This is a genomic window from Pseudoalteromonas sp. H71 (assembly GCF_001468485.1).
Classification (GTDB): domain Bacteria; phylum Pseudomonadota; class Gammaproteobacteria; order Enterobacterales; family Alteromonadaceae; genus Pseudoalteromonas.
In genome coordinates this window covers 205,181-230,575 of sequence record NZ_LODI01000002.1, presented here as the reverse complement: position 1 = coordinate 230,575, position 25,395 = coordinate 205,181, and the positions used below count along the sequence as shown (strand labels likewise).

The window sequence follows — 25,395 nt, the reverse complement described above, 5'->3', positions numbered from 1 at the left end:
ATTCAGCTTTAACTTAATGCCTGAGTGTTAAATTCTTTAATCTCATCAATCGTCATGTAATGCGAGTTATGCAGAGAGTTATATTCAAATCCTTGATCTACCTTTTTACCCTTCTCACCAATCGCGTTAACGGTAAAGTCATTACTGCGACTACTGAACTTAATACCAGGCGCAATAACAAAGTGGTCGTTGTACTCGTAGGTTTCAAAACACAAGTCTGCTGGGCACATTACTTCATGAAGTTTCTCACCAGGGCGAATGCCAATTATTTTTAGTGGTAAGTCAGGAGCCATCGCTTTGGCAAGATCGGTAATACGGATTGAAGGAATTTTAGGAACGAAAATTTCACCGCCTAACATACGTTCAAAGTTAGTCAGTACAAAATCGACGCCTTGTTGAAGGTTTATCCAAAAACGAGTCATTTCATCGTGTGTGATTGGAATATGGTCGCGCCCCTCATCAATAAACTTTTGAAAAACAGGCACAACAGAGCCGCGAGAGCAAACCACATTACCGTAGCGTACAACAGAAAAGGTAGTGCGGTTGCCACCTGCAATATTATTAGCGGCTACAAAAAGTTTATCTGATGCCAATTTAGTGGCACCATACAAGTTAATTGGGTTTGCAGCCTTATCAGTAGACAGCGCAATTACTTTTTCGACATCGTTATCAAGAGCTGCATCAATCACGTTTTCAGCGCCGTTAATATTTGTTTTAATACATTCCATCGGGTTGTATTCAGCGGCCGGAACCTGCTTCAAAGCAGCTGCGTGAATAACATAGTTTACACCGCGCATGGCACGTATTAATCTGTCTTTATCTCTCACATCGCCAATAAAATAACGCATACAAGGTTGGTCAAACTCTTGTTGCATTTCAAATTGCTTAAGTTCATCGCGTGAAAAAATAATGATCTTTTTTGGATTGTAACGCTCAAGTAGCGTTTTGACGTATTTTTTCCCGAATGAACCGGTACCACCGGTGATTAAAATTGTTTTGTTATCGAACATAGTGCTACCCAAATTATTTATTATTGGCGTTATATGACACGCAAACGTGATTTTTTAATACGCATCTCAATACTTTAACCACTAAGCAAGCAAAGTGCCAAGTTAATTTAGTCTAACCATGGTACAAAGCACAAAATTTCGCAAATTAAGCTATAATTTAATCAGTCAGCACCACGGAGGCCGTTATGAAAATTCAATCACCATCAGCTAACTTTTTAAACCAAACTCAGCAAACAAATAACAAACTTGCAGAGCAACTAGCAACCGGTAAAAAAGTAAATAGTGCAGCAGATGATGCCGCAGCGTTACAAATTATTGATAGACTTACTTCACAGCAAAATGGCTTCAGTCAGGCTTTAAATAACGCCTATGACGGAATTTCATATACTCAAGTAAGCGAAGCTAGCTTGAGTGGTGTAAATGATGCTGTCACGCGCATTCAAGAGTTATCTGTTCAAGCGGGTAATGGTGCACTGACTGATAATGATCGTGCTGCGCTACAAGAAGAAGTCGTGCAGCTGCAAAGTCAAATTAACGACACGTTCGAAAACGCTAATTTTGCAGGGAAACCGTTGTTTAATGGTGAGCCTGTATCATTTCAGGTAGGCTCTGATGCAAATATCAGTCAAACACTAAACCAATCTGATGGAAGTCTTGCCCCGACGCTATCTACTATTGATATTTCGACTCAGGCTGGAGCACAAGCAGCTATCGATATAACCAAGCAAGCAAATGATGAAATAAATGCGCAACGCGCTGAGTTAGGTGCATTTCAAAATACGTTGGCAAGTACAATTAAAGGATTAGGAGGGCAGCAAGAAAATATTGCAGCTAGTCAAAGCCGAATTCAAGATACCGATTATGCGCAGGCAATTTCGCAACAAGTGTCTAATGACATTTTAGCGCAATCATCAGTTGCACTTCGTGGTCAGGCTAACCAATCTGCTGAGTCTATTTTAGGTTTACTTTAAATTTTAATACTTAATAGTTAATTCTTAAGTATTATTGATCTTACTAGTGCGTCTGTTTTTTGGCGTTTATGTCAAAAAACTGCCGCTATCACTTGCATCCTTGCTTAACTGGCTTACAATTTAGCTAATTATATCAAAGAGTGAAGCACGGCTCGCTAACTATGATCCTGATTTTAGATAATAATAACAATCGCTCTATTGGGTTAAACGCATCACTTGGTTTTATCGGTGAGGTTACTCATCGCTTAGATGAAGATAACTTTGAACAAGAGTGTGCAAAATATAAGCAGCACGAGTGCATGGTTATTTTGGGGGCTTTACAGTCACTCGATCATGAAAGCTTAATCAAGCGCTACCCAACACTTCCATTTTTATTAATTGGTGAAACGTTAAGACCGTTACTTAGCATTGCTAACGTAGTTGGGCTTATTTGCGAGCCATTTAATCACGAAGTTACCACACAGTTACTTCATGATTGCCAGCAGTATCATCGTATGTTGCCGGGGGAGCACAAAAATAGTCAGCCGCATAAGTCTTTTGATGGCCTTGTTGGTGAAACACAAGCAGTTAAAGAGGTCCGCTTTTTAATTGAGCAAGTTGCAAAAACAGATGCAAACGTTTTAATTTTAGGTGAGTCAGGTACAGGTAAAGAAGTGGTTGCGCGTAACGTTCATTTGCTATCTAAGCGAAGTACAGGACCCTTTGTACCAGTAAACTGTGGGGCCATTCCGGCAGAGTTACTAGAAAGTGAGCTTTTTGGTCATGAAAAAGGGGCGTTTACAGGGGCTATCTCTGCTCGTAAAGGTCGTTTTGAGTTAGCGCAAGGCGGTACGCTGTTTTTAGATGAAATTGGTGATATGCCGCTACAAATGCAGGTTAAACTTTTACGCGTATTACAAGAACGAAGCTATGAGCGTGTAGGTGGCACTAAAGCAATTCAAGCCGATGTACGTGTTATTGCTGCGACTCACCGTAACCTTGAAACCATGATAGAAGCCGGTAGCTTTCGTGAAGACTTGTATTATCGGCTAAATGTATTCCCTATAGAGAACCCGTCGCTAAGTGAGCGTGCTGATGACATTCCTTTATTACTCAAAGAATTAATGCGTCGTGTAAATGAGCAAACGGGTACTACCGCTAAGTTTACTGAGCGTGCAATTGAAAGCTTAAAAGAGCATGCGTGGCCGGGTAATATTCGTGAACTTGCGAATTTGGTTGAGCGCATGGTTATAATGTTCCCCGAAAAGGTAGTAGACATACCTGACCTACCTAATAAATACCGTTATATTGAAGTTGATGCCTATGAGCCTGAGTATCCTGAAGAACTAATGGAGAAAGATGCGTTTAACGATATATTCAGTACTGGGTTTAGTGACTATGAAAACGAACCCGAGGCAGAGTTTAATAGTAACGCCGGTGGCTTACTTCCAGATGATGGCATTGAGCTTAAAGAGTATTTAGCTGAGCTTGAAATAAGCCTAATAACGCAGGCGCTAGAAAGATACGATTATGTGGTGGCCCGTGCAGCTGAAATACTGGGCGTGAGAAGAACAACACTAGTCGAAAAAATGAAAAAGTATAACCTTTCACGAGATTAGAAGTACGCAAATGGTGAAATACTTTTAGTTATTCATTTGTGATCAATCACTTTACGGGCTTTGCCCGTCACGTAAGCAAGCTTGACGTCTACGAGTAAATTTAGCCTAGGTGTAAATTTTAGCGGTAGACGCTGAGCTTGCTCGCGTGAAAAGCGTAGCTTTTAATTACTTAAACACGCATCTTAAAAACGAAGGCAAATGAGAAACCATAGTTAACTTACACGTTACTTCTCTAAAGCGAAGCGTCTCTTAGCCTCTTTGTGAACAGAACACTTTTATGGTTATAAGTCCTTATTCAGCAAAAGCCTTAATAATTTCTTCTTTTCTAAAACAATCATTACTATGGTCGTTAACCATACCGCAAGCCTGCATGTAGGCATATACTGTTGTAGGGCCTAAAAATTTAAAACCTCGCTTTTTTAAATCTTTTGCAAAAGCTGTTGATGCCTCAGTGATTGCGGGGTAGTCCTCGGTATTATTAAAATTGCTGACTATGGGGGTGTTATTTACAAACTGCCATTGATACGCGCTAAAACTGCCAAACTCTTTTTGAATGTTTAAAAATCGCTGCGCGTTATTTATTGTTGCTGTAATTTTTAAACGGTTGCGAACGATTGTTTTATCAAGCATGAGTCGCTCAACATCATCAGCTGTAAACAAGGCCACTTTGTTTACATTAAAGTTAGCAAATGCGTTTTTATAGCCTTGTCGTTTTTTTAAAATGGTATACCAACTCAATCCCGCCTGAGCTGACTCAAGTGTGATAAATTCAAACAGGGTTTGGTCATCGTAAACAGGCACACCCCATTCTAAATCATGGTACAAAACATAATCGGGCTTAGTGGTATCGAGCCACGGGCAGCGGCACTTATTTTGCTCACTCATCTGTATTCCTTTTTATTCGCGTCATTTTTATGTCGCGTTATTATTATTGTAAGATTATGAAAATATAGCAATTTAATTTTGGTACGTATTGTGCATTAAGCTTTGTATCTATACAAATTCGAGATTTGATTATGGCCCTTGCTAGCGTGCTAAAACCACAGTTTATTTCTGCAAATCAGTATAACCCATGTTTACTTCAAGAGGAGTACATAGGTGAATTAAGCGATCTGCGTCAGCAAGCAAGTTGGCTTTCTCATTTAGTTGATACTATGCCAGCAGGTGTAGTTGTGCTTGATGGTAAAGGAATGATTGCAAAGGCCAATCAAATAGCGATTGATATGTTGGGTGAGCCTTTAGAGGGCGAGAAGTGGTTTAATGTAATTCAGCGCTCTTTTAGACCCCACCAGGACGATGGCCACGAAGTGTCACTAAAAGATGGACGGTTAATAAAGCTTGATATAACAGCGTTAGCTCCCGAGCCGGGGCAACTTATTTTAATGACCGATTTAAGTGAAACACGCCGTTTGCAAAAGCGTGTTGCCCATATGCAGCGCCTTAGTGCGTTGGGTAAAATGGTGGCGTCTCTTGCGCATCAGGTCCGCACGCCGCTTTCAGCGGCTATGCTTTATGCTGCTAATTTAGGCTCTAAGCGCTTACCTGAGGCATCTCGCGATAATTTTCAAACCAAGTTAATGTCTCGCTTAAAAGATTTAGAAACTCAAGTAAACGACATGCTACTTTTTGCCAAAAGCGGCGATCAGCAGGTTGTTGAGCAAGTGTCTATGCAGCAATTACTCAGCGAAGTAAAGGCGGGCGCCGATGCGATGGTGACACTAAACGATAGCCACTTAGCTGTCAGTCTCCCAGAACCAGATATTCAAATAACAGGTAATAAATCAGCCATAGCCAGTGCAATTCAAAACTTGATTCATAACAGTATCCAGATCACTGGTGCTGGCGCAGAAGTGCATTTAAGTGCAGTTACCGATGAGCTAGATTCAGACTATGTGCGCATTAGCGTTGCTGACAACGGGCCCGGTGTTGATTTAAGCTTAGCAGAAAAAATATTTGAACCGTTTTATACCACTAAAAGTCAAGGTACGGGATTAGGGCTTGCTGTTGTGAGTTCAGTTGCAAACGCACATCAAGGACGTGTTGAAGTGACCAATAATAAAGGCGGTGGAGCATGTTTTAGTTTGCTTTTACCTATTCGCACCGCATCTAAATTAGAGGAATCATTATGAGTAACACTATTTTAGTTGTAGAAGATGATGCAGGGCTTCGTGAAGCCTTAATTGATACACTCGAAATGTCGGGGATTGAATGCATTGCGGCTAATTGTGCAGAGCAAGCCATGCTTTTGCTTAAAAAAGAGCAATTTTCGCTGGTGGTGAGTGATGTACAAATGGGGACTATGAGTGGTTTAGATTTACTACGAAGTATTAAGCTTAACCACCCTGAGCTACCTGTTTTAATGATGACGGCGTACGCCACCATAGATGATGCCGTTGAAGCTATGCGCTTAGGTGCGATTGATTACATGGCAAAGCCGTTTGCACCTGAAGTTTTGCTCAATATGGTAAGCCGCTACTTACCTGAAAAAGCAAAAGAGACAGACGGTCCTATTGTTGCCGATCCAAGTAGTATTCAGTTATTAGAATTGGCAAGTAGAGTGGCACGTTCCGATGCAAGTGTGATGGTGCTTGGTCCTAGTGGTTCTGGTAAAGAAGTGTTAGCTCGCTACATACATGATAAATCGAATCGATGCGATGAGCCGTTTGTTGCAATTAACTGTGCAGCAATTCCTGAAAACATGTTAGAAGCAACTTTATTTGGGTATGAGAAAGGCGCGTTTACAGGTGCAATTCAAGCATGCCCTGGTAAGTTTGAGCAAGCGCAAGGCGGAACTATCTTGCTCGACGAAATAACTGAGATGGATCTTGGATTACAAGCTAAATTATTACGCGTTTTGCAAGAGCGCGAAGTGGAGCGCTTGGGTGGACGCAAGACAATTCAGTTAGATGTACGCATACTTGCAACAAGTAACCGTGACCTAAAAGAAGCGGTAAGCGAGAATCAATTTAGAGAAGATTTATATTACAGACTTAACGTGTTTCCGTTAATGTGGCGACCGCTCAATCAGCGCCCAGGGGATATTATTGTATTGGCTAAACATTTAATTGAACGTCATTTAAGCAAAAGTAAAGAGCCTATGGCTTACCTCGATAGTGGCGCAGAGAAAAAATTACTTGCTCACTCTTGGCCGGGTAATGTGCGTGAGCTTGATAACGTTATACAACGTGCTCTTATACTTAGGACTGGTAATACTATTAATGAGCATGCTATTTTTATTGAAAATATAGCCGCAACAGATTTTGTAATGACGCCTACATCGATTAGCACACAAAGTGCTAGTCAGTCTCAGGCGAACACTGCTGATAAAAGTATTGAGCATGGCCCTACTAGCTCGGCTTATTATGATGAAAAGTCATCATTAGTAGAGCCGCCAAAACAAGACTTATTAGCTGGTGATACGGGCAGTTATAAAGATGAGCTCAAAGATAAAGAACACCGTATCATTTTAGAAACGTTAGCAAGGTGCCAAGGTAAACGAAAAGATGTTGCTGAAACCCTCGGTATTAGCCCTCGTACTCTACGTTATAAACTAGCGCAAATGCGCGACTTAGGTATTTCACTTCCTGCGTAGCCTCACATTTAGCCCTTGATTCAGTTATTGAATTTAAGGGCTGTCAAAACTCTGACTCACAAAATTAAACTTTAAGTTATTGAAAGTTAACATTTATTATTTGGCATGGTTTGTGCTTTATCTATATTAAGAGTTAACTGCATTGTCAGAGAAAAATTATGAAAATTCAAAATAGCGCTGTATTTCAAGAAATGCAATCAATGGCTTTAGAGGCTGGTCGTAGTAATCAAGTTGAACGACTGCCAGTAAAAACACAAGCCTCATCAACGGCTCAATTTGGCGACATGCTGTCAGATGCAATTAATACTGTGCACGGTTTACAGCAAGATGCTAAGCAAAAAGTGGTTGCAGTAGAGACCGGCGACAGAAGCGTCTCTTTGGCTGAAGCGATGATTGCATCTCAAAAATCGTCAGTGGCATTTGAAGCGACAGTACAAGTTCGTAATAAACTTGTTGAAGCTTACAAAGAAATTATGAACATGCCTGTTTAACTAGGTAGTGGAGAATTATTGTGGCGCAATCTAATCAATCAACCGATCTTGCACTTGCTACTGGTGATATTGACCAAAGCGATAGCGACGATCAACAAGAACAAAAATCTGGCTATTTAAGTTCGTTAAACGGTGTTGATTTATTGCGCCAAGTAACGCTTGTTATTGCTTTAGGCATTTGTTTAGCAATTGCTATATTCATCATTATTTGGGCTCGCCAGCCAGATATGCGCCCGCTTGGTAAAATGCAAACAGAAGAGCTAATACAAACGCTCGACTTTTTAGATGCACAAAAAATTGAATATCAAGTTGATGGTAATGTGGTACTTGTCCCTGAAACCGAATATCAAAACATTAAGCTGTTAATGACTCGTGAAGGGTTAGAGCAAGGGCCTACATCGGGTTCAGATATCATCATGCAAGACATGGGCTTTGGTGTAAGTCAACGCTTAGAACGCGAACGCTTAAAGCATGGTCGTGAGCAACAACTCGCACGTACAATTGAAGAGCTTAACAACATTACTCGCGCACGTGTATTACTTGCCATCCCAAAAGAAAATGTATTTGCGCGCAGAGAGAAAAAACCTTCAGCTACCGTTGTATTGACTCTTAAGCGAGGGCGTTCACTTGACAGCGAAGAAGTAGACTCTGTTGTTGATATGGTTGCATCGGCTGTACAAGGTTTAGAGCCAGCTCGTGTAACGGTAACGGATCAAAATGGTCGCTTATTAAATTCTGGCTCACAAACGTCTCTTGCGGCACGTTCGCGCAAAGAGTACGACATAGAGCGCAAGCGTGAACAAGAGTATCTTGAAAAAATTGATAGCATTCTAATTCCCGTCGTAGGGCTTGCAAACTACACTGCACAAGTTGATTTAAGCATGGATTTTAGTGCCATTGAAGAAACGCAAAAGCGCTACAACCCAGATCTGCCTGCAGTAAGAAGCGAAACAACGTTTGAAGAAAATAATATAGGCGGTTTAGCGGTAGGTATACCTGGTGCGTTGACGAATCAGCCGCCAGTAAACTCAAACATTCCTGAAGTAGCTGGCCAAGGTGGAGTAGGTAGTGCAACTTCACCATCAAGAACACATAAAGAAGCTACGCGTAATTATGAGCTAGATACAACTATTTCACATAAGCGCCAGCAAACAGGTGTAATACGTAGAATAAGCGTGTCGGTGGCTGTTGATTACACTCCAAAAGTAGGTGAAAACGGTGAAACAACCATGACACCGCGCTCAGTGGAAGAACTGTCAAATATTCGCCGTTTATTACAAGGTGGTGTTGGTTTTGATATGCAACGTGGTGATGCACTTGAAGTGGTAACGGTTCCGTTTGTGCGTGAAGCAACTGATTTTGACATTAGTGTGCCGCTTTGGGAACAAGACTGGTTTATGAAAATAATCCGCTTAGTACTGGGTGCCCTCGTTATTATTGTACTGATAATGGCGGTAGTTAAACCGATGCTTAAACGCTTAATTTACCCAGACGATACACTTGAAGAGTATGACGAAGATGCCTTAAGTGCTGGTGTAGATATTGGCGATAGCACGTTGGATATGCTAAACAAAGACTTTGATTCTGCTTCAATTGGTTTCTCAAGCGATGGTACACTTCAGTTACCAGACCTACATGGCGACGAAGACTTACTAAAAGCAATTCGTGCCCTTGTAGCCAATGAACCAGAACTCTCATCACAAGTAGTGAAAGCGTGGTTAACAGAAGATGACTGATCAAGAACAAAAACAATTACCGCCAGCGTTTGATGTTGATAAGCTCGATGGCGTAGATAAAGCCGCAATATTACTGTTGAGCCTATCAGAAGAAGATGCAGCGCAAATACTAAAACACTTAGAGCCTAAGCAGGTGCAAAAAGTGGGCATGGCAATGGCGGCGTTAGATGATCTTTCGCAGGCTAAGATTAGTGCAGTTCATAATTTGTTTATTGAACAGATTCAAAGCTTTAGCACTATCGGGTTTCAGTCAGAAGACTTTATTAAAAAGGCGCTTACCGCTGCATTGGGTGAAGATAAAGCCGCTAGCCTTATTGATCAAATTGTTATGGGATCGGGTGCTAAAGGCCTTGATTCGCTTAAATGGATGGACTCTAAGCAAGTGGCAAACATTATTCGTAATGAGCACCCGCAAATACAAACTATTGTGTTGTCTTATTTAGAGCCTGAGCAGTCTGCTGAGATTATCGCGCAGTTCCCTGAAAAAGTTCGCCTTGATTTGACCATGCGTATAGCCAACCTTGAAGAAGTGCAACCAGCTGCACTACAAGAACTTAATGAAATAATGGAAAAACAATTTGCCGGTCAAGCGGGTGCACAAGCTGCGAAAATGGGTGGCTTAAAAGCAGCGGCAGACATCATGAACTACCTAGATACAAATGTTGAAGGTCAGTTAATGGATTCTATTCGTGAGCATGACGAAGAGATGTCTCAGCAAATTCAAGATCTAATGTTTGTATTTGAAAACTTAATGGATGTGGATGACCGTGGTATTCAAGCTATATTACGAGAAGTACAACAGGACGTGCTAATGAAAGCAATCAAAGGTGCTGACGACGGTCTGAAAGATAAGATACTTGGTAATATGTCTAAACGTGCCGCGGATATGCTTGCCGATGATCTAGAGGCAATGGCGCCTGTGCGTATTAGTGAAGTAGAAGCAGCACAAAAAGAGATTTTATCAACAGCAAGACGTTTATCTGATTCGGGTGAAATTCAGTTAGGCGGTGGTGGTGGTGAGGAGTTCTTATAAGCCATGAGCAAACTCAAAGGGCGTCCACTTCGAGCTGAAGAAGCCGATGAATTATTAAAAAACTGGGCTATCCCAGATGTAGCACCTAACGAAAAAAGCTTTGGTAACCGCTCAACAGCCTATGGTACGCCCCTTAGTGAGCTTTATAAAAAAGAGCTTGCCGAAGAAATGCCCGCTGATGAACCACAAGAACCCGAGCTGCCTAAGCTTACTATGGTTGAGCTTGAACGCATTAGGCAAGATGCTTACGAAGAAGGCCTTAAGCAAGGCCATGAACAAGGCTACATTGACGGCTTTGAAAAAGGCGTTAGTGAGGGAAAAGAAGCCGGTTATAAAGAAGGGTTAGAGCTTGGGAAAACCCAAGGGCAAGAAGATATTAAACCGATTGTTGAAGAGCAGCTAATTAGCTTAAAAAGCATTTTAGAGGCGCTTAATTCACCGCTAAAAAAGGTGGACGAACAAGCCGAATTGCAGCTTGTTCAATTGGCTAGCATGCTTGCTGAGGCGGTGATTTACCAAGAGGTACAAACATCGTCAGAGGTTATTTTACATACATTAAAACACAGTATTGATTCGTTAAATGCGCAGCAAGAAACAGTGAAAATTCACCTAAACCCGACTGACCTAGATATAATCAAAGAAAGCTATGGCGAACAAACTATTGCACAAAACAACTGGCAATTGGTTCCCGAACCCACGCTTGATAGAGGTGGATGTGAGGTGAAAACCGCGCAATCCTCTCTTGATATGACTCTAAAAACACGTGTCAAAGAAACGTTGGATAGCTTTTTGCATAGTAGCAATATCTAAGTATTTTTTAGGCGTACTATGTCTGCTCAAAGTGCTTCTTTAAGCGAACGCTTATCGCAATATCAACAAAATATTAAGCCCCATACACCTGCTGTAGCGGGGATATTAACGCGTGTAGTTGGCCTTACTCTAGAGGCTAAGGGCTTACGAGCGCCTGTTGGTAGTCAATGTAAAATAGAAACCATGAATGGTTTTGTTGACGCCGAAATCGTTGGTTTTAACGATCAAACCTTATATTTAATGCCCAACGATCATATTTCTGGTGTGCTACCTGGTGCGCGTGTAATTCCTCAAATAAATAATTTGGGTTTACCTGTAGGCATGAGCTTATTAGGGCGTGTTGTTGATGGGTTAGGCAGACCACTCGACGGTTTAGGCAAAATTAATGCTGAGCATTACTTAAAGTTTGCCCAAAATACAATAAACCCATTAGCAAGACGGCCCATCAGCCAACCCATGGATGTAGGTGTACGTGCTATAAACTCAGTGATCACCGTAGGCCAAGGTCAACGAATGGGATTGTTTGCAGGCTCTGGGGTAGGTAAATCTGTATTATTAGGCATGATGACACGGGGCAGTGAAGCCGATGTCATTGTAGTGGGTTTGGTAGGTGAGCGTGGCCGTGAGGTAAAAGAGTTTATTGAAGAAATACTTGGTGTAGAAGGGCGTAAACGTTCAGTTGTTGTTGCTGCACCGGCTGATTCATCACCGCTAATGCGTCTAAAAGGCTGTGAAAGCGCAGTTACTATTGCTGAGTATTTTAGAGACCAAGGCTTAAATGTATTACTGCTACTCGATTCAGTAACACGTTATGCCATGGCTCAGCGAGAAATTGCTTTAGCTGTAGGGGAGCCACCGGCTACAAAAGGTTATCCACCCTCGGTTTTTGCAAAGTTACCCGCCTTGGTTGAGCGAGCGGGTAATGGGGGAGAAGGGCAAGGTGCAATTACGGCCTTTTTTACTGTATTGAGTGAAGGTGACGATATGCAAGACCCAATAGCTGATGCTGCTCGCGCCATTCTCGACGGTCATATTGTACTTTCTCGTGAGTTGGCCGATAGCGGACATTACCCCGCAATAGATATCGAAAAATCAATATCTCGAGTTATGCCTCAAGTAGTTTCTGAACCTCATATGCAGCAAGCGCGAGTGCTTAAGCAGGTGTATTCGATGTACCAACAAAACAAAGACATGATCACGTTAGGTGCGTATCAAAAGGGAACCGATCCTATGCTCGATCAAGCAATAAACATGATGCCTAGGGTTAACGGGTTTTTACAGCAGGGTATGCGTGATGTAATAAGTTATGACGATGGGTTACAAGGTCTTGCTCAATTATTAGGCCAAGGATAATGGCTAAAAGTAAATTCGAATTATTACTAAAGCTTGAAAGCGAAAAAGAAGAAAACTTGCGTATGAGTTACCTGCAAGCAAATCAAAACTTGCTCGCAAATCAGCAAAAACTTCAAGGCCTAAATGACTTTCGACTTGAGTACTCCCAGCAATTACATTTAAAAGGGCAGTCGGGTTTATCAAGTGCAGGTTTTGGGCAGTATCATGCGTTTATTGCAAAAATTGAAGAAGCTATTCGCCAACAGGCAAGTACTGTTAATACAGCAAAGCAAGTTGTTTCACAGCGAAAAACGCTGTGGCTAAAACAACAAATAAAAGCGAAAGCGGTTGCTAAACTGATAGAGAATCAAAAAGTGAAAGCTGCAGCTATAGTTGCTAAAAACGAACAGAAAATGTTAGATGAGTTTACATCTAATCAATTTTTTCAGCGTCGAAAACTTTCTTAAGTTAGGCACGTTTATTGCTTTGTTAATGGGTGGTATTTAATTTTGGGCAATGTGCGGTGACATGTTGCCGTAACCGTATTAGGTGATTTATGGCGATGAATGATATGTCTGTTTCAATTGCGGCTGATAAAGAGTCTTTTTTAGCATTTAAAGACAGTGGCTTAGCTACTTCCGGTGATGAATCAGGTGCGGAGTTTTTTACTCAGCTACAAGATGCGCACAATGCATTTGAGCCTATAAAAAAAGAGTTTGAACAGACTCAGGCTGACGGGCAGTTTGCTGCTTCATCAGCTTCAGATGTTGAAAAAAGCTCAGTGAGCCACATTGATGACAAAAATGCTGCCAAAATAGATGAAGGGTCTGGCAATGACATTTTCGAACAAATTAATTCATCCCAATCAATAAATACTGAAGTCACAAAACCAAGCGAAAATGCGAAAGATACACACCTAACAGATACATCTACAATAAAAACTCCGCTCGTTATTGCTGATTTAAACGAGAAGCTGCCGGTTAAAGGTTATGTTGCTGTGCCAGCAAAAGATTTACCTGTTAAAGATGAGGTAGGTAAAATAATTAGACCTCATTCGCCAATTGCTGACAGCAGTAAAAGTGGTGTGGCAAAATTAGTCGGTGATGCTGATATTAGTAGCTCGTTAAATTCAGAAAAACAAAATAAAACGTCTATCGCACAGGCTGTTGAAACACAGCTAAATATAAAATCGGATACAGTTAAACATACTGCAGAAACGCAAAGTATAGCTCAGGGAACTGATGCAAAAGACGGCGGGGCAGAGGCTAACAAAGGCACTTTTGCGGATAAAATAACCCCTTCACAAAGCTCAGCACTTTCTGAAGCGAGTATAAATTCTGATAACACTGTTTTAAAAACGGATGTTGATAAAATTGCGACTACCCAAAGCACACCAGAGAACAGTAATAAAATTAATGCCAATACCGTAGCTCAAAATGCTGTAGCTCAAAATACAGTTACGGAACCAGCAGAAAATACGTCAAGAGCAATTTCAGCTAACTCAAGTATCACTGAAACCGAAAAAGCAGACGCGATAGATGCGCTAACGGTTAAAGATGCGAATGCAATAAAAACAGATAAGGTATTAGCAAGTTTAACGCCTGAACAACTTTCAAAATTAAATGATCAGATTAAAGCAGATTCGCTTTCTTCATCAAATAGCGTTGAAAAGTTGACGGCTTTAAAGCAAATGCTCACTCAATTTATAACGGATAACGAGCAGACACAAAGCACTGAAGTTAAGTCGTCGCCTAGCGGGCAGTTTAATACACTTTCTGGGACTGAAAAGCAGGGACTACTGACTCAATTAAATACTTTTATTAAAACCGAGCAACCAAAAGGTGAACAGTTAGCGGTTATTAAGCAAGCGATAGGTGAGCTAAAAGTCTCGATTGCGGCAGATACTAAATTTACAATATCTCAAAAAGCTGTAAACGATTCACAGAAACTGCCGCAAGCAAATGAATCGCAAATAGACAAAGCAGTTACTTTAGCGGTAAAAGGTGAAGAGACAACAAAGCCAGTTACTTTTATAGCTTCACAAACACCAAATACGGTGAATAAGCCACAAAAAGTGAGTGTGAAATCAGGTTCTGAAAGTAGCGCAGATCCAACTAAATTAGCTGCACAGCCTACTAGTGATGAAGATCTAACAAAAGCGCTTGACCAACTGCAAAAAGAGGGGCTAAAAAATACCACGGCTGAGCAGTCACCGGCTAAAGTTACGCAGTTGTTTAACACTATAACTAATGCATTAAATACAACCCAAACCAGTACCCAAAGCTATTATGATTCGATTGATTATGAAATGGGGATATTGGATCAACAGGTTACGCAAAATCAGCAGTTACAAAGTACAGCACAGACAAAGCAGGTGAGTATTGACCCTGGTATGATGCAGGCGATTAACATAGTTAAAAGTGACGCGGCCAAGTTGTTACAAGAGCGCGTTAGTTCAATGTTAAGCATTAATAACAAAGAGGCTGAAATTCGTCTTGACCCACCTGAAATGGGCAGCATGCAAATACGCGTTCGTAGCGATGCAGAACAAGCACAAATTAACTTTGTGGTACAGAACCAGCAGGCCAAAGAGGCACTTGAACAATCTATGCCTCGTTTACGCGAAATGCTAGCACAGCAAGGTTTGGAGCTGGGTGAGAGCACTATTTCATATGGCCAGTCAGGTGGCGAAAATGCTGAGCAAAATGAATCGGGTTCGGGGGAGCAATTGGCCCAAAATGGAGTAGCAAATAGTGAAAGTGATGAGCCAGTAAATAGCCCAGAACAAACTTCTGCGCTACAAACATCATCATCAATAGATTACTATGCCTAACTACTGCTATTATAATAACTAAAACAAGCAAATACCTTTGCGATATAAGGAATGATGATGGCTGAAGAAACAAGTTTAGAAATAGAAGAAGCGCCTAAAAGTAAAAAAAAGCTGATAATTATTATTGCAGCAGCATTGCTAGTTGTAGGTGGTGCTGCGGGTTTCTTTTTAATGTCGGGCTCGGATGAGCCAGTTGAGACGTTAGATGAAGAAACAACTCTTTCAGAAGAAGCGCCAGAGGCTTCTGGTTCATCTGCAGAGATAGGCAGCGCTCTTTACGTTGCGATGCCTAGACCATTTGTATTTAACGTACCGGGCTCTAGCAGAGATAGAATTGTACAAATTAAAGTGCAGCTTTTGGTTCGTGGCGAAGTTAATGAAGAAACCGCTAAAAAGCATATCCCGCTTATCGAAGGTAAGTTACTCAGCGTATTTTCAACGACTACTGCAGATGAGTTAAGTACCAGTGCAGGCAAAGAAACACTGCGTTTTTCTGCACTGGAGACAGTGCAAACCGCCTTAAATGACGTTGAAGGCAGTAAAGTAATTGAGCGGGTATTGTTTACCGGCTTTGTAATGCAATAAGGGGTTAGCGTGAGCGACTTATTATCCCAAGACGAAATTGATGCGCTATTACACGGTGTTGATGACGTTGAAGAGGAAGATATAAACGATGGCGAAGATGGCGGGGGAAGTACGCTACAGTACGATTTTTCTTCGCAAGATCGAATCGTACGTGGTCGCATGCCGACGCTGGAAATTGTTAATGAGCGCTTTGCTCGCCATATGCGAATTAGCCTATTTAATATGATGCGCCGTACAGCGGAAGTATCCATTAATGGCGTTCAAATGATAAAGTTTGGTGAGTACGTACATACCTTGTTTGTACCAACCAGCTTAAATATGGTGCGTTTTAGACCGTTAAAAGGAACCGGTTTGATCACCATGGAAGCACGTTTAGTGTTTATTTTGGTGGATAACTTTTTTGGCGGTGATGGTCGCTACCACGCAAAAATTGAAGGCCGTGAATTTACCCCCACAGAGCGCCGAATTGTGCAAATGCTACTAAAAATAATCTTTGAAGATTATAAAGAGGCATGGGCACCGGTCATGGATGTGTCGTTTGAGTACCTCGATTCAGAGGTAAATCCTGCTATGGCTAATATTGTAAGCCCGACTGAAGTTGTGGTTATTAGCTCTTTTCATATTGAACTTGATGGCGGTGGCGGTGATTTTCACATTGCTTTGCCGTACTCAATGCTCGAACCAATAAGGGAACTTTTGGATGCAGGTGTTCAATCAGACACCGAAGATACCGACTTACGTTGGAGTAAAGCATTACGAGATGAAATAATGGATGTTGAAGTTGATATGTCGACTCAGCTTCTAGAGGTCGACTTAACACTTCAACAAATAATGGAGCTTAAAGCAGGTGATATTATTCCTGTTGAAATGCCAGAGCATATTACTGTATTTGTAGAAGAGCTGCCCACATTCAGAGCTAAAATGGGTCGTTCTCGTGATAATGTCGCCCTACAAATTAGTGAAAAAATTAAACGACCTGATTCAGTTAAATCTGAGCTGCATGTATTTACTAAAGGCGGCAAGAAAATTGACTCAGATGCAGAGTTAGCAGAATTAGAAGAAGATTTACACCTTTCAGACGGTGTAGACTTAGACTGGTAATTGATTAAAAGGTTAAACGTATGAGCGATGATCAAGATACAATGGACGAATGGGCAGCCGCACTTGCTGAGGCTGAAGGCGGCGATGATGCTGGCGAAGCGCAAGTTGCCGAACTTGATGAATTAAGTGATGAAAAAAGCGAAATAACGGGCGAAGAAAAGCGCAAGCTCGATACAATTTTAGACATCCCAGTGACAATATCGATGGAAGTTGGGCGCTCAAAAATTAATATTCGTAATTTACTACAACTTAACCAAGGTTCAGTAGTAGAGCTAGATCGTGTTGCTGGTGAGCCATTAGATGTATTGGTTAATGGTACCTTGATTGCCCATGGTGAAGTGGTTGTGGTAAATGACAAGTTTGGTATTCGTTTAACGGATGTTATCAGCCAAGTAGAGCGGATCAAAAAGCTACGATGAGTGCCTTTTTTGCGCTAACAGCTTCTGTATTTACAAAAACAGAGTCGGTTACACCTGCGGGCGATTTAATTTCCATGGTGCTTTCGCTTATTGTGGTGCTAGTGCTCATTGTTGTTCTGGCTATTTTTGTAAAAAAGCTTAATCCTAATTTGGCAAACAGTGATGAATTTAAAGTGGTTCGAAGTCTTCCCTTAGGCTCCCGCGAACGCTTAATGGTGGTAGAGATTGATAATGCGCAGCATTTATTAGGCGTCACGCCGCACAGCATTAACTACCTTCATAAATTAGAATCACCACTGAGTGAAAAAGAAATTCCAGAACTTGCTAAACAATTTAGCAAACTGTTAAATCCCAAATCAAAACAAAATAAAAAGAACTGAACCTATGATTAAGTGGCTGCTAATTATTTTCGCCATTATGTTTGTTCCAAGCGTAAGCGCTGAAGGTATCGATGCGCTTACCATTACAACAAACGCAGATGGCACACAAGATTACTCAGTGACGTTGCAAGTTTTAGCCATTATGACGGCGCTGAGCTTTATACCTGCCGCCGTAATAATGATGACGTCTTTTACACGTATTATTGTTGTGTTGGCTATACTACGCCAGGCAATTGGTTTGCAGCAAACGCCATCAAATCAGGTACTGTTGGGCATGTCTTTATTCTTAAGTATTTTTATCATGGCGCCTATTTACCAAAAGGTAAATGACGTAGCCATAGAACCTTATTTGAGTGAGCAAGTGACTTCAGTTCAAGCATTGGAGCTCGCAAAAGAGCCAATGAAAGCATTTATGCTCTCGCAGGTTCGTTTAAAAGACTTAGAAACATTTGCTAAGATAGCTGGTTACGACAAGCTAGAATCACCAGAAGAGACCCCGTTAATTGTACTTATACCCGCATTTGTAACAAGCGAATTACAAACTGCATTTATTATCGGGTTTATGTTTTTTATACCTTTTTTAATTGTTGATCTGGTTGTTGCATCCGTACTCATGGCTATGGGTATGATGATGCTCTCCCCCATGATTGTCTCCTTACCCTTTAAAATAATGCTGTTTGTACTTGTAGACGGTTGGAGCTTAGTGATGGGAACCCTAGCAAAAAGCTTTGGTTTAGGCACATAGTATGTATTGTTTGAATGTAACTAAAAGATAGGATTACAGCATGGAACCGGAAATTTTTGTTGATATTCTTAGCGATGCACTGTTCTTAGTTATTAAATTAGTATCAGCTATTGTTGTTCCAGGTTTAATTATTGGCCTAGTGGTTGCGGTGTTTCAAGCGGCTACGTCTATCAATGAGCAAACGTTGAGTTTTTTGCCTCGCTTATTGATCACTATTAGCGCGTTAATTGTTGGTGGCCACTGGTTCACTCAGGAGCTAATGGATTTTTTTACTCGGTTAGTGCTGCTTATCCCCGAAATTGCAGGTTAACAAGTGGAGTACCCGTTTTCAGTTGTCATTCAATGGTTGAGCGATTTTTTACTCCCTTTGGTAAGAATTAGCTCCATGATTATGATAATGGCGGGTCTTGGCGCTAAAAATGTGCCAACACGTATAAAGCTGGGTTTATCAGTCGTCGTGACTCTGTTGGTTGTTCCAGTGCTTCCTCCTGCTACATTTACTAACCTGTTTTCGTTCGAAATGATTTTAGTAGTGATACAGCAAATGCTTATTGGAATCGCGATTGGCTTTGCATCTACCTTACTCCTCAATACCTTTGTATTGGCAGGTCAAATACTTGCTATGCAAACCGGTTTGGGTTTTGCTTCTGTTATTGATCCCTCTAATGGTGCTAGCGTTCCGGCGGTTGGCCAGTTTTTTCTTATTTTAGCAACACTATTATTTTTTGTATTTAATGGCCATTTAATGATGATACAAATGGTTGTGCATAGTTTTGAAGTGCTGCCAATTGATGGTAATTGGTGGTCGGTAGACCACTATTGGGATATTGTAACTTGGGGCGGCTGGATGTTTACAACAGCTTTAGTGCTCTCACTTGCCCCATTGACAGCAATGCTGGTTATTAATATTTCATTTGGCATTATGACACGTGCGGCGCCGCAGCTAAATATTTTTGCGATTGGTTTTCCATTCACGCTTGTAGCAGGGCTTGTCATTATTTGGGCAACATTAGGCAACTTTATTCTGCAGTTTGAATTTCAGTGGCTTAAAATGATCGAACTAATGTGTACCTTAGTTGGTTGCTCGCCTTAGGAGTGCGTTATGGCTGAAGATTCAGGTCAAGAAAAAACAGAAGAACCCACAGGGAAAAAAATAGAAGAGTCTAAAAAGAAAGGGCAGGTTGCTCGTTCTAAAGAACTAGGTACTATGTTTGTACTTATTTTTTCAGCTATTTCACTGTTAATGTACGGCCCTGAAATTGGTAAGGGTTTATACAATATTATGGGCAGAATGCTTAGCCTTAATCGAAATGAAACCTACGACACTACTAAAATGTTTGCGGTTTGGTCTAGTGTGGCTGATGCGCTTATTTTTCCTATGGCTATGTTTGTATTCATTATTTTGTTTGCAGGCATTATAGGCAACACTTTATTGGGTGGCTTTAATTTTAGTTGGCAAGCAGCCGCTCCCAAAGCAAGCAAAATGTCTCCGTTTAAAGGCTTTAAACGTATGTTTGGTCCGCAAGCAGCGGTAGAGCTCACTAAAGCTATTTTAAAATTCTTAGTCGTTGCAAGCTTTGCTTTTTTTCTAATTAATACTTTTTTCGACGAAATTTTACACTTAAGCATTGAGTCTGCGCCTAACAATATTATTCATGCGCTCGAAATACTTTCGTGGATGTTTTTGGCATTATCATGCACATTGGTAATTATTGCGGCAATTGATGCGCCGTATCAAAGTCATACTCACCATAAGCAGTTAAAAATGACACTGCAAGAGGTAAAAGACGAGTACAAAAACTCTGAAGGTGATCCTCAAATAAAAGCGCGTATTAGGCAAACTCAAAGGCAAATGTCTCAAAAAAGAATGATGCAAGACGTGCCTGATGCCGATGTTGTGGTTACTAACCCAACGCATTATTCTGTAGCGTTAAAATACGATACAGAGCGAGCAGGTGCTCCTATAGTGCTTGCAAAAGGCGTAGATGAACTTGCTATGCAAATACGAAAGGTGGCAAATGGTAACGATGTACCAATTGTTGAGTCGCCCATGCTTACGAGAGCGCTTTATCATACCGCAGAAGTGGGTGAACAAATTCCTGATCAACTCTTCACTGCCGTTGCACAGGTGTTAGCTTATGTTTTTCAGCTGAAACGCTTCAATAAAGGTCGCGGAAAACGCCCGACAAAGCTTAATAAAAAGCTCCCCATCCCAGATGCTTACAGGTATTAATATTACTCCTTTATTAACTTGGAATAGTTATTGCTAATTCTACGTAGTGTCAATTTTTTGAAATTGTAGAATTATGAGTTTTAAAGCGGTATTACAACAACTTAACGCAGACAAAAAAGAATATGCAAAAGGCGTAGGTACACCTTTGCTTGTGCTTGCAGCTTTGGGAATGGTCATTTTACCGTTACCGCCATTTTTACTTGATATCCTTTTTTCATTCAATATTGCTTTGGCGTTGGTGGTACTACTCGTAACGGTTTACACCATGAAACCGGTTGAGTTTGGTATGTTTCCGGCCGTGTTACTTATCGCCACAATTATGCGTTTAGCACTTAACGTAGCAAGTACGCGTGTTGTACTACTTGAAGGACATAATGGTGGAGATGCCGCGGGGAAAGTGATAGAAGCCTTTGGGTCTGTTGTTATTGGCGGTAACTATGCTGTTGGCCTAGTGGTATTTTTAATTCTTATCATTATTAACTTTGTTGTAATTACCAAAGGTGCAGGGCGTATTTCTGAAGTATCAGCACGTTTTACACTTGATGCAATGCCAGGTAAACAAATGGCAATTGACGCCGATTTAAACGCAGGATTCATTAGTGCAGAGCAAGCGCGTGATCGCCGCGAAGAGGTTACTCGCGAAGCTGACTTCTATGGTTCAATGGATGGTGCAAGTAAGTTTGTAAAAGGTGATGCTATTGCTGGTATTGTCATTTTAATTATCAACATTGTTGGTGGTTTATTTGTTGGCATGATCCAGCACGATTTAAGTTTTGGCCAAGCGATGGAAGTTTACACACTGCTTACGATTGGTGATGGCCTAGTGGCTCAGCTTCCCTCACTGTTACTATCGATTGGTACAGCGATTGTAGTAACACGTCAAAACGAGTCACTCAATATGGGCGACCAGTTTAAGAAACAACTTGGCAACGAGAAGTCATTATTTATAGCTTCTGGTATCTTAATTACCATGGGCTTAGTACCGGGCATGCCTCATTTAGCATTTTTAAGCCTAGGCGCATTATTAGGTTATTTAGCTTACTACACTCAACAAAGTAAACTAAAAGTGGCTGCAGCAGAGGCTGAAGCTGCTGCAAATGGAGCTGCTGGTACGGGCGTTGCTAATAAACAAGAACAAAAAGAACTGGGTTGGGATGATGTTCAGCAAGTAGATGTAATTGGATTAGAGGTAGGCTACAGGTTAATTCCTTTGGTTGACCAATCTCAAGGCGGAGAACTACTAAATCGTATTAAGGGAGTACGTAAAAAGCTTTCTCAAGAGCTGGGTTTTTTAGTTCCACCCGTACATATTCGCGATAACTTAGAGCTTGACCCTAATGCATACAGAATTACGCTTATGGGGGTATCTACAGGTGAAGGTGAACTTAAGCATGGTGATGAACTGGCAATAAACCCTGGTCAAGTATTTGGGCCAATTAAAGGGATTGAAACTAAAGACCCTGCTTTTGGACTTGATGCGGTATGGATAAAACCAGATCAAAAAGACGAGGCACAATCGCTAGGTTATACCGTGGTAGATTCAGCCACGGTTGTGGCTACACATATTAGCCAGTTACTCACAAACAGCGCAGCACTACTGTTAGGCCACGAGGAAGTACAAAACTTATTAGACATGTTAGGTAAAAGTCACCCTCGCTTAGTTGAAGGTTTAGTTCCTGACGTATTACCGTTAACTGTGATTGTAAAAGTACTACAAAACTTACTTAATGAAGGGGTTGCAATTCGCGACATGCGTTCAATTGTACAAACGCTTGTTGAGTATGGCCCGCGTAGTCAAGACCCCGATGTATTAACGGCTGCAGTGCGTATTTCATTACGCCGATTAATAGTTCAAGATGCTGTAGGTATGTCGTCAGAAATCCCTGTCATAACCTTGGCGCCTGAGTTGGAACAGATGTTGCATCAGTCACTACAAAATGCAGGCGACGAAGGTGCCGGTATAGAACCAGGACTTGCAGAGCGGCTTCAAGTGTCACTAAACGAAGCGCATCAAAACCAAGAAATGTCCGGTGAACCTTCAATATTGCTAACGTCGGGAATGTTACGCACTGTGTTATCTCGTTTTGTTAAGTACACCATCCCGGGTTTAAGGGTGATGTCTTATCAAGAGGTACCAGATGAAAGACAGATCAAGATAGTCAGCTCTGTAGGCCAACAATAAGATTTTAAAGGGGTTGAATCATGAAAATAAAACGTTTTTTTGCTAAAGATATGCGCACAGTACTTAAAGAAGTTAAAGACGAATTAGGTGTTGATGCGGTTATTATGTCGAATAAAAAGCTAGCTAACGGTGTCGAAATTGTAGCAGCAGTTGATTATGACAAAGCAGCCCCTAAAAAAGAGCAACCGCAAAGTGCGCCAGCAAAAAGTTTTGCAAAGTCACAGCAAGTGCATAATTTTGTAAAACCAGAGCCACAAGCGAAAGTAGCTGATAGTCTTCAAGCATTATTAGAGCGTCAAGCTCCACGTCCTCGCTCTGCAGAACTGGCTTCTATGTTTTCGCAATCAGGTATTGATACTACAGACAACTACCAAGAGCCAGTGCAAGAACAGCGTCCTCGACCTATATTTACCAATGAACGTCAAGCTTCAGCTCGTCCGCAAACACAAGCAGACAGCCTAGGGTTTGATGACCTAGAAAGTGATTTTGATGACCTTGATACCCCAGTGACAAACCGTCAAGAAACTAAACATAATGAAAGTGAGCAAATTTCGTCAATGCGTGACGAAATGAATGCCATTCGTCAGTTGTTAGAGCATCAAGTATCAGGGCTCATGCAACAAGACATGGCAAGACGCGACCCTACTCGTGCATGCATGATTGATCGTTTAGTTGGTATGGGTATAGATAAAGATGTTGCAGAGCAAATGGCGTGCTTTGTACCTGACGATGTGTCTCGTCAGCAAGGTTGGAAAGCACTTTTAACAATGGTTGAAGATCAGATGCAGACAACCAATAACGAAATTTTACGTCAAGGCGGCGTATACGCTTTGGTTGGCCCAACTGGGGTTGGTAAAACAACCACAGTTGCTAAATTAGCTGCACTTGGTGCACAAAAGTACGGTGCAGACAAAGTCGCTTTAATCACAACCGACACATACAGAATTGGTGCTTATGAGCAACTTGCTACGTATGGTCGAATTATAGGTTGTGGCGTTAAGCAAGTTAAAGATGCTAATGAATTAGCTGAAGTTTTATATCATTTACGAAATAAACGACTAGTATTAATTGATACTGCGGGTATGAGCCAACGCGACTTACGTTTAACTGAGCAGCTTAATACTCTTATGCGTAACCAGCGCGTTGATATTCGTAGTTATTTAGTGCTCAGCGCAACATCGCAAATACACGTGTTGCAAGAAACCGTTAGACACTTTAAGAAAGTGCAGTTAAGTGGTTGTATATTCACCAAATTAGACGAATCTTTAAGTTTAGGTGAGATTATTAGTATTGCGATTCAAAATCGCCTTCCAATAGGGTATCTTACTAACGGTCAACGAGTACCAGAAGATATTCGAGTTGCAAATGCTGAAAAACTAGTTAAAAAGGCTGAGCAACTCTATTTAAAAAGAGCAAAAGCACAACATTCAAGGCACCAAGCAGTGGCGCCAAGCACAGTAGGGATGTATGATTAACACAGTATTAGATCAAGCAAGTGGCCTGCGCAAAATGAGTCAAAACAATAACAACGGCGTAAAAGTTATCGCTGTCACTGGCGGTAAAGGTGGAGTAGGAAAAACAAATGTTTCTCTTAATACTGCAATTGCATTAGGCCAGCAAGGTAACAGAGTATTGGTTCTTGATGCCGATTTAGGCTTAGCAAACTGTGACGTTATGCTAGGGCTGCGTGTTGAACGTAACTTATCACATGTTTTATCTGGTGAATGCGAACTTGATGAAATTCTAGTTGAAGGCCCCGCAGGTATTAAAATTGTACCCGCGACGTCGGGTTCTCAAAGCATGGTTGAATTGTCGCCTTCAGAGCATGCGGGACTCATCAGAGCTTTTAGCGAATTAAATACAGAATTTGATATTTTAATTGTAGATACTGCAGCAGGTATTTCTGACATGGTGCTGAGTTTTTCCCGCGCAGCACAAGATGTAATGGTTGTTGTATGCGACGAGCCCACATCAATAACAGATGCCTACGCGCTGATAAAAGTATTGAGCCGTGAGCATGGTGTATATAAATTTAAAATTGTTGCAAATATGGTCCGCAGCATGCGTGAAGGGCAAGAGTTATTTGCTAAACTTTCCAAAGTAACCGATCGTTTTTTAGATGTATCAATGGACTTGGTTGCAACGGTTCCCTACGACGAAAATATGCGTAAGGCAACACGCCGTCAAAAAGTTATTGTAGAACTTTTTCCAAATTCGCCTGCGGCACTGGCGTTTCAAGCGCTAGCAACAAAAGCAGTTAAATGGCCAATACCTAACCAACCATCGGGTCATCTGGAGTTTTTCATAGAGAAACTAGTAAACGGCTAATTATGACAACATTGGT

General features: G+C 41.3%; 24 protein-coding genes. 22 read left to right on the top strand and 2 right to left on the bottom strand.

Features of this window, described 5'->3' with window-relative positions; all coding sequences use genetic code 11:
* Positions 1–8: 8 nt before the first annotated feature.
* Positions 9–1,010 carry a UDP-N-acetylglucosamine 4,6-dehydratase (inverting) gene (gene pseB, locus ATS71_RS03240; protein ID WP_058403511.1) on the bottom strand — a complete coding sequence of 334 codons (1,002 nt, stop codon included), beginning with the start codon at positions 1,008–1,010 and terminating at the stop codon, positions 9–11.
* Positions 1,011–1,195: 185 nt separating this feature from the next.
* On the opposite strand from pseB, the gene ATS71_RS03235 reads away from it, so the two are divergent.
* Positions 1,196–1,981, top strand: a complete 786-nt coding sequence (locus tag ATS71_RS03235; RefSeq protein ID WP_058403510.1) for a flagellin N-terminal helical domain-containing protein — start codon at positions 1,196–1,198, stop codon at positions 1,979–1,981.
* 161 nt (positions 1,982–2,142) lie between these two features.
* Entirely contained in the window at positions 2,143–3,579 is a 1,437-nt protein-coding gene (locus tag ATS71_RS03230) for a sigma-54 dependent transcriptional regulator (RefSeq protein WP_058403509.1), read from the top strand.
* A gap of 291 nt (positions 3,580–3,870) precedes the next feature.
* Here ATS71_RS03230 and ATS71_RS03225 read toward each other — a convergent pair whose 3' ends face one another.
* Positions 3,871–4,464, bottom strand: a complete 594-nt coding sequence (locus tag ATS71_RS03225) for a DNA-3-methyladenine glycosylase I (RefSeq protein ID WP_058403508.1) — start codon at positions 4,462–4,464, stop codon at positions 3,871–3,873.
* A 131-nt stretch (positions 4,465–4,595) separates the two neighbouring features.
* On the opposite strand from ATS71_RS03225, the gene ATS71_RS03220 reads away from it, so the two are divergent.
* From ATS71_RS03220 to ATS71_RS03125, 20 genes are all read left to right on the top strand, one after another.
* A complete protein-coding gene (locus ATS71_RS03220; RefSeq protein WP_058403507.1) occupies positions 4,596–5,708 on the top strand; it encodes a sensor histidine kinase in 1,113 nt (370 codons plus the stop codon).
* Positions 5,705–7,171, top strand: a complete 1,467-nt coding sequence (locus tag ATS71_RS03215) for a sigma-54-dependent transcriptional regulator (protein ID WP_058403506.1) — start codon at positions 5,705–5,707, stop codon at positions 7,169–7,171. Before ATS71_RS03220 ends, ATS71_RS03215 begins: the two co-directional genes overlap by 4 nt.
* Positions 7,172–7,329: 158 nt before the next feature.
* Positions 7,330–7,662, top strand: coding sequence for a flagellar hook-basal body complex protein FliE (gene fliE / locus ATS71_RS03210; RefSeq protein ID WP_058403505.1), 333 nt, complete (start codon positions 7,330–7,332; stop codon positions 7,660–7,662).
* Between the two features lie 20 nt (positions 7,663–7,682).
* Positions 7,683–9,398 (top strand): flagellar basal-body MS-ring/collar protein FliF, encoded by a 1,716-nt coding sequence (fliF, locus tag ATS71_RS03205; protein ID WP_058403504.1) that lies wholly within the window; start codon positions 7,683–7,685, stop codon positions 9,396–9,398.
* On the top strand, positions 9,391–10,431 hold the full coding sequence (fliG, locus tag ATS71_RS03200) for a flagellar motor switch protein FliG (protein WP_058403503.1): 1,041 nt from the start codon (positions 9,391–9,393) through the stop codon (positions 10,429–10,431). The genes fliF and fliG overlap by 8 nt, the downstream gene beginning before the upstream one ends.
* A gap of 3 nt (positions 10,432–10,434) precedes the next feature.
* On the top strand, positions 10,435–11,241 hold the full coding sequence (gene fliH, locus ATS71_RS03195; RefSeq protein WP_058403502.1) for a flagellar assembly protein FliH: 807 nt from the start codon (positions 10,435–10,437) through the stop codon (positions 11,239–11,241).
* Between the two features lie 18 nt (positions 11,242–11,259).
* Positions 11,260–12,594: a flagellar protein export ATPase FliI gene (gene fliI, locus ATS71_RS03190; RefSeq protein WP_058403501.1), complete on the top strand. Its 1,335-nt coding sequence runs from the start codon at positions 11,260–11,262 to the stop codon at positions 12,592–12,594.
* Complete coding sequence (fliJ, locus tag ATS71_RS03185; protein WP_058403500.1) at positions 12,594–13,040, top strand: flagellar export protein FliJ; 447 nt, start codon at positions 12,594–12,596, stop codon at positions 13,038–13,040. The genes fliI and fliJ overlap by 1 nt, the downstream gene beginning before the upstream one ends.
* Before the next feature lie 95 nt (positions 13,041–13,135).
* Positions 13,136–15,406, top strand: coding sequence for a flagellar hook-length control protein FliK (locus tag ATS71_RS03180; RefSeq protein ID WP_058403564.1), 2,271 nt, complete (start codon positions 13,136–13,138; stop codon positions 15,404–15,406).
* Positions 15,407–15,463: 57 nt separating this feature from the next.
* Entirely contained in the window at positions 15,464–15,991 is a 528-nt protein-coding gene (fliL, locus tag ATS71_RS03175; RefSeq protein WP_058403499.1) for a flagellar basal body-associated protein FliL, read from the top strand.
* 9 nt (positions 15,992–16,000) lie between these two features.
* Entirely contained in the window at positions 16,001–17,092 is a 1,092-nt protein-coding gene (gene fliM, locus ATS71_RS03170; protein WP_010555915.1) for a flagellar motor switch protein FliM, read from the top strand.
* 20 nt (positions 17,093–17,112) lie between these two features.
* Positions 17,113–17,511: a flagellar motor switch protein FliN gene (fliN, locus tag ATS71_RS03165; RefSeq protein WP_006792745.1), complete on the top strand. Its 399-nt coding sequence runs from the start codon at positions 17,113–17,115 to the stop codon at positions 17,509–17,511.
* A complete protein-coding gene (gene fliO / locus ATS71_RS03160) occupies positions 17,508–17,891 on the top strand; it encodes a flagellar biosynthetic protein FliO (RefSeq protein ID WP_058403498.1) in 384 nt (127 codons plus the stop codon). The genes fliN and fliO overlap by 4 nt, the downstream gene beginning before the upstream one ends.
* Positions 17,892–17,895: 4 nt before the next feature.
* On the top strand, positions 17,896–18,636 hold the full coding sequence (fliP, locus tag ATS71_RS03155; protein ID WP_058403497.1) for a flagellar type III secretion system pore protein FliP: 741 nt from the start codon (positions 17,896–17,898) through the stop codon (positions 18,634–18,636).
* A gap of 40 nt (positions 18,637–18,676) precedes the next feature.
* Positions 18,677–18,946, top strand: a complete 270-nt coding sequence (locus tag ATS71_RS03150) for a flagellar biosynthetic protein FliQ (protein WP_006792748.1) — start codon at positions 18,677–18,679, stop codon at positions 18,944–18,946.
* Between the two features lie 3 nt (positions 18,947–18,949).
* Complete coding sequence (gene fliR / locus ATS71_RS03145; protein ID WP_006792749.1) at positions 18,950–19,729, top strand: flagellar biosynthetic protein FliR; 780 nt, start codon at positions 18,950–18,952, stop codon at positions 19,727–19,729.
* A gap of 9 nt (positions 19,730–19,738) precedes the next feature.
* Positions 19,739–20,869, top strand: a complete 1,131-nt coding sequence (gene flhB, locus ATS71_RS03140; protein ID WP_010555918.1) for a flagellar biosynthesis protein FlhB — start codon at positions 19,739–19,741, stop codon at positions 20,867–20,869.
* Positions 20,870–20,942: 73 nt separating this feature from the next.
* On the top strand, positions 20,943–23,051 hold the full coding sequence (gene flhA, locus ATS71_RS03135; RefSeq protein ID WP_058403496.1) for a flagellar biosynthesis protein FlhA: 2,109 nt from the start codon (positions 20,943–20,945) through the stop codon (positions 23,049–23,051).
* A gap of 20 nt (positions 23,052–23,071) precedes the next feature.
* Complete coding sequence (gene flhF / locus ATS71_RS03130) at positions 23,072–24,526, top strand: flagellar biosynthesis protein FlhF (RefSeq protein ID WP_058403495.1); 1,455 nt, start codon at positions 23,072–23,074, stop codon at positions 24,524–24,526.
* Positions 24,519–25,379 (top strand): MinD/ParA family ATP-binding protein, encoded by an 861-nt coding sequence (locus ATS71_RS03125; protein ID WP_006792753.1) that lies wholly within the window; start codon positions 24,519–24,521, stop codon positions 25,377–25,379. Before flhF ends, ATS71_RS03125 begins: the two co-directional genes overlap by 8 nt.
* Positions 25,380–25,395 lie beyond the last annotated feature (16 nt).

Excerpts from the sequence above, each read along its gene's own strand:
- pseB (WP_058403511.1), bottom strand. The coding sequence starts at position 1,010 with ATGTTCGATAACAAAACAATTTTAATCACCGGTGGTACCGGTTCATTC.
- fliO (WP_058403498.1), top strand. The coding sequence starts at position 17,508 with ATGAGTGCCTTTTTTGCGCTAACAGCTTCTGTATTTACAAAAACAGAG.
- fliN (WP_006792745.1), top strand. The coding sequence starts at position 17,113 with ATGAGCGATGATCAAGATACAATGGACGAATGGGCAGCCGCACTTGCT.
- ATS71_RS03220 (WP_058403507.1), top strand. The coding sequence starts at position 4,596 with ATGGCCCTTGCTAGCGTGCTAAAACCACAGTTTATTTCTGCAAATCAG.
- fliP (WP_058403497.1), top strand. The coding sequence starts at position 17,896 with ATGATTAAGTGGCTGCTAATTATTTTCGCCATTATGTTTGTTCCAAGC.
- fliJ (WP_058403500.1), top strand. The coding sequence starts at position 12,594 with ATGGCTAAAAGTAAATTCGAATTATTACTAAAGCTTGAAAGCGAAAAA.
- fliL (WP_058403499.1), top strand. The coding sequence starts at position 15,464 with ATGGCTGAAGAAACAAGTTTAGAAATAGAAGAAGCGCCTAAAAGTAAA.
- ATS71_RS03225 (WP_058403508.1), bottom strand. The coding sequence starts at position 4,464 with ATGAGTGAGCAAAATAAGTGCCGCTGCCCGTGGCTCGATACCACTAAG.
- ATS71_RS03180 (WP_058403564.1), top strand. The coding sequence starts at position 13,136 with ATGAATGATATGTCTGTTTCAATTGCGGCTGATAAAGAGTCTTTTTTA.
- fliI (WP_058403501.1), top strand. The coding sequence starts at position 11,260 with ATGTCTGCTCAAAGTGCTTCTTTAAGCGAACGCTTATCGCAATATCAA.
- ATS71_RS03215 (WP_058403506.1), top strand. The coding sequence starts at position 5,705 with ATGAGTAACACTATTTTAGTTGTAGAAGATGATGCAGGGCTTCGTGAA.
- fliH (WP_058403502.1), top strand. The coding sequence starts at position 10,435 with ATGAGCAAACTCAAAGGGCGTCCACTTCGAGCTGAAGAAGCCGATGAA.
- fliG (WP_058403503.1), top strand. The coding sequence starts at position 9,391 with ATGACTGATCAAGAACAAAAACAATTACCGCCAGCGTTTGATGTTGAT.
- flhF (WP_058403495.1), top strand. The coding sequence starts at position 23,072 with ATGAAAATAAAACGTTTTTTTGCTAAAGATATGCGCACAGTACTTAAA.
- ATS71_RS03125 (WP_006792753.1), top strand. The coding sequence starts at position 24,519 with ATGATTAACACAGTATTAGATCAAGCAAGTGGCCTGCGCAAAATGAGT.
- ATS71_RS03150 (WP_006792748.1), top strand. The coding sequence starts at position 18,677 with ATGGAACCGGAAATTTTTGTTGATATTCTTAGCGATGCACTGTTCTTA.
- ATS71_RS03235 (WP_058403510.1), top strand. The coding sequence starts at position 1,196 with ATGAAAATTCAATCACCATCAGCTAACTTTTTAAACCAAACTCAGCAA.
- ATS71_RS03230 (WP_058403509.1), top strand. The coding sequence starts at position 2,143 with ATGATCCTGATTTTAGATAATAATAACAATCGCTCTATTGGGTTAAAC.
- fliE (WP_058403505.1), top strand. The coding sequence starts at position 7,330 with ATGAAAATTCAAAATAGCGCTGTATTTCAAGAAATGCAATCAATGGCT.
- flhA (WP_058403496.1), top strand. The coding sequence starts at position 20,943 with ATGAGTTTTAAAGCGGTATTACAACAACTTAACGCAGACAAAAAAGAA.
- flhB (WP_010555918.1), top strand. The coding sequence starts at position 19,739 with ATGGCTGAAGATTCAGGTCAAGAAAAAACAGAAGAACCCACAGGGAAA.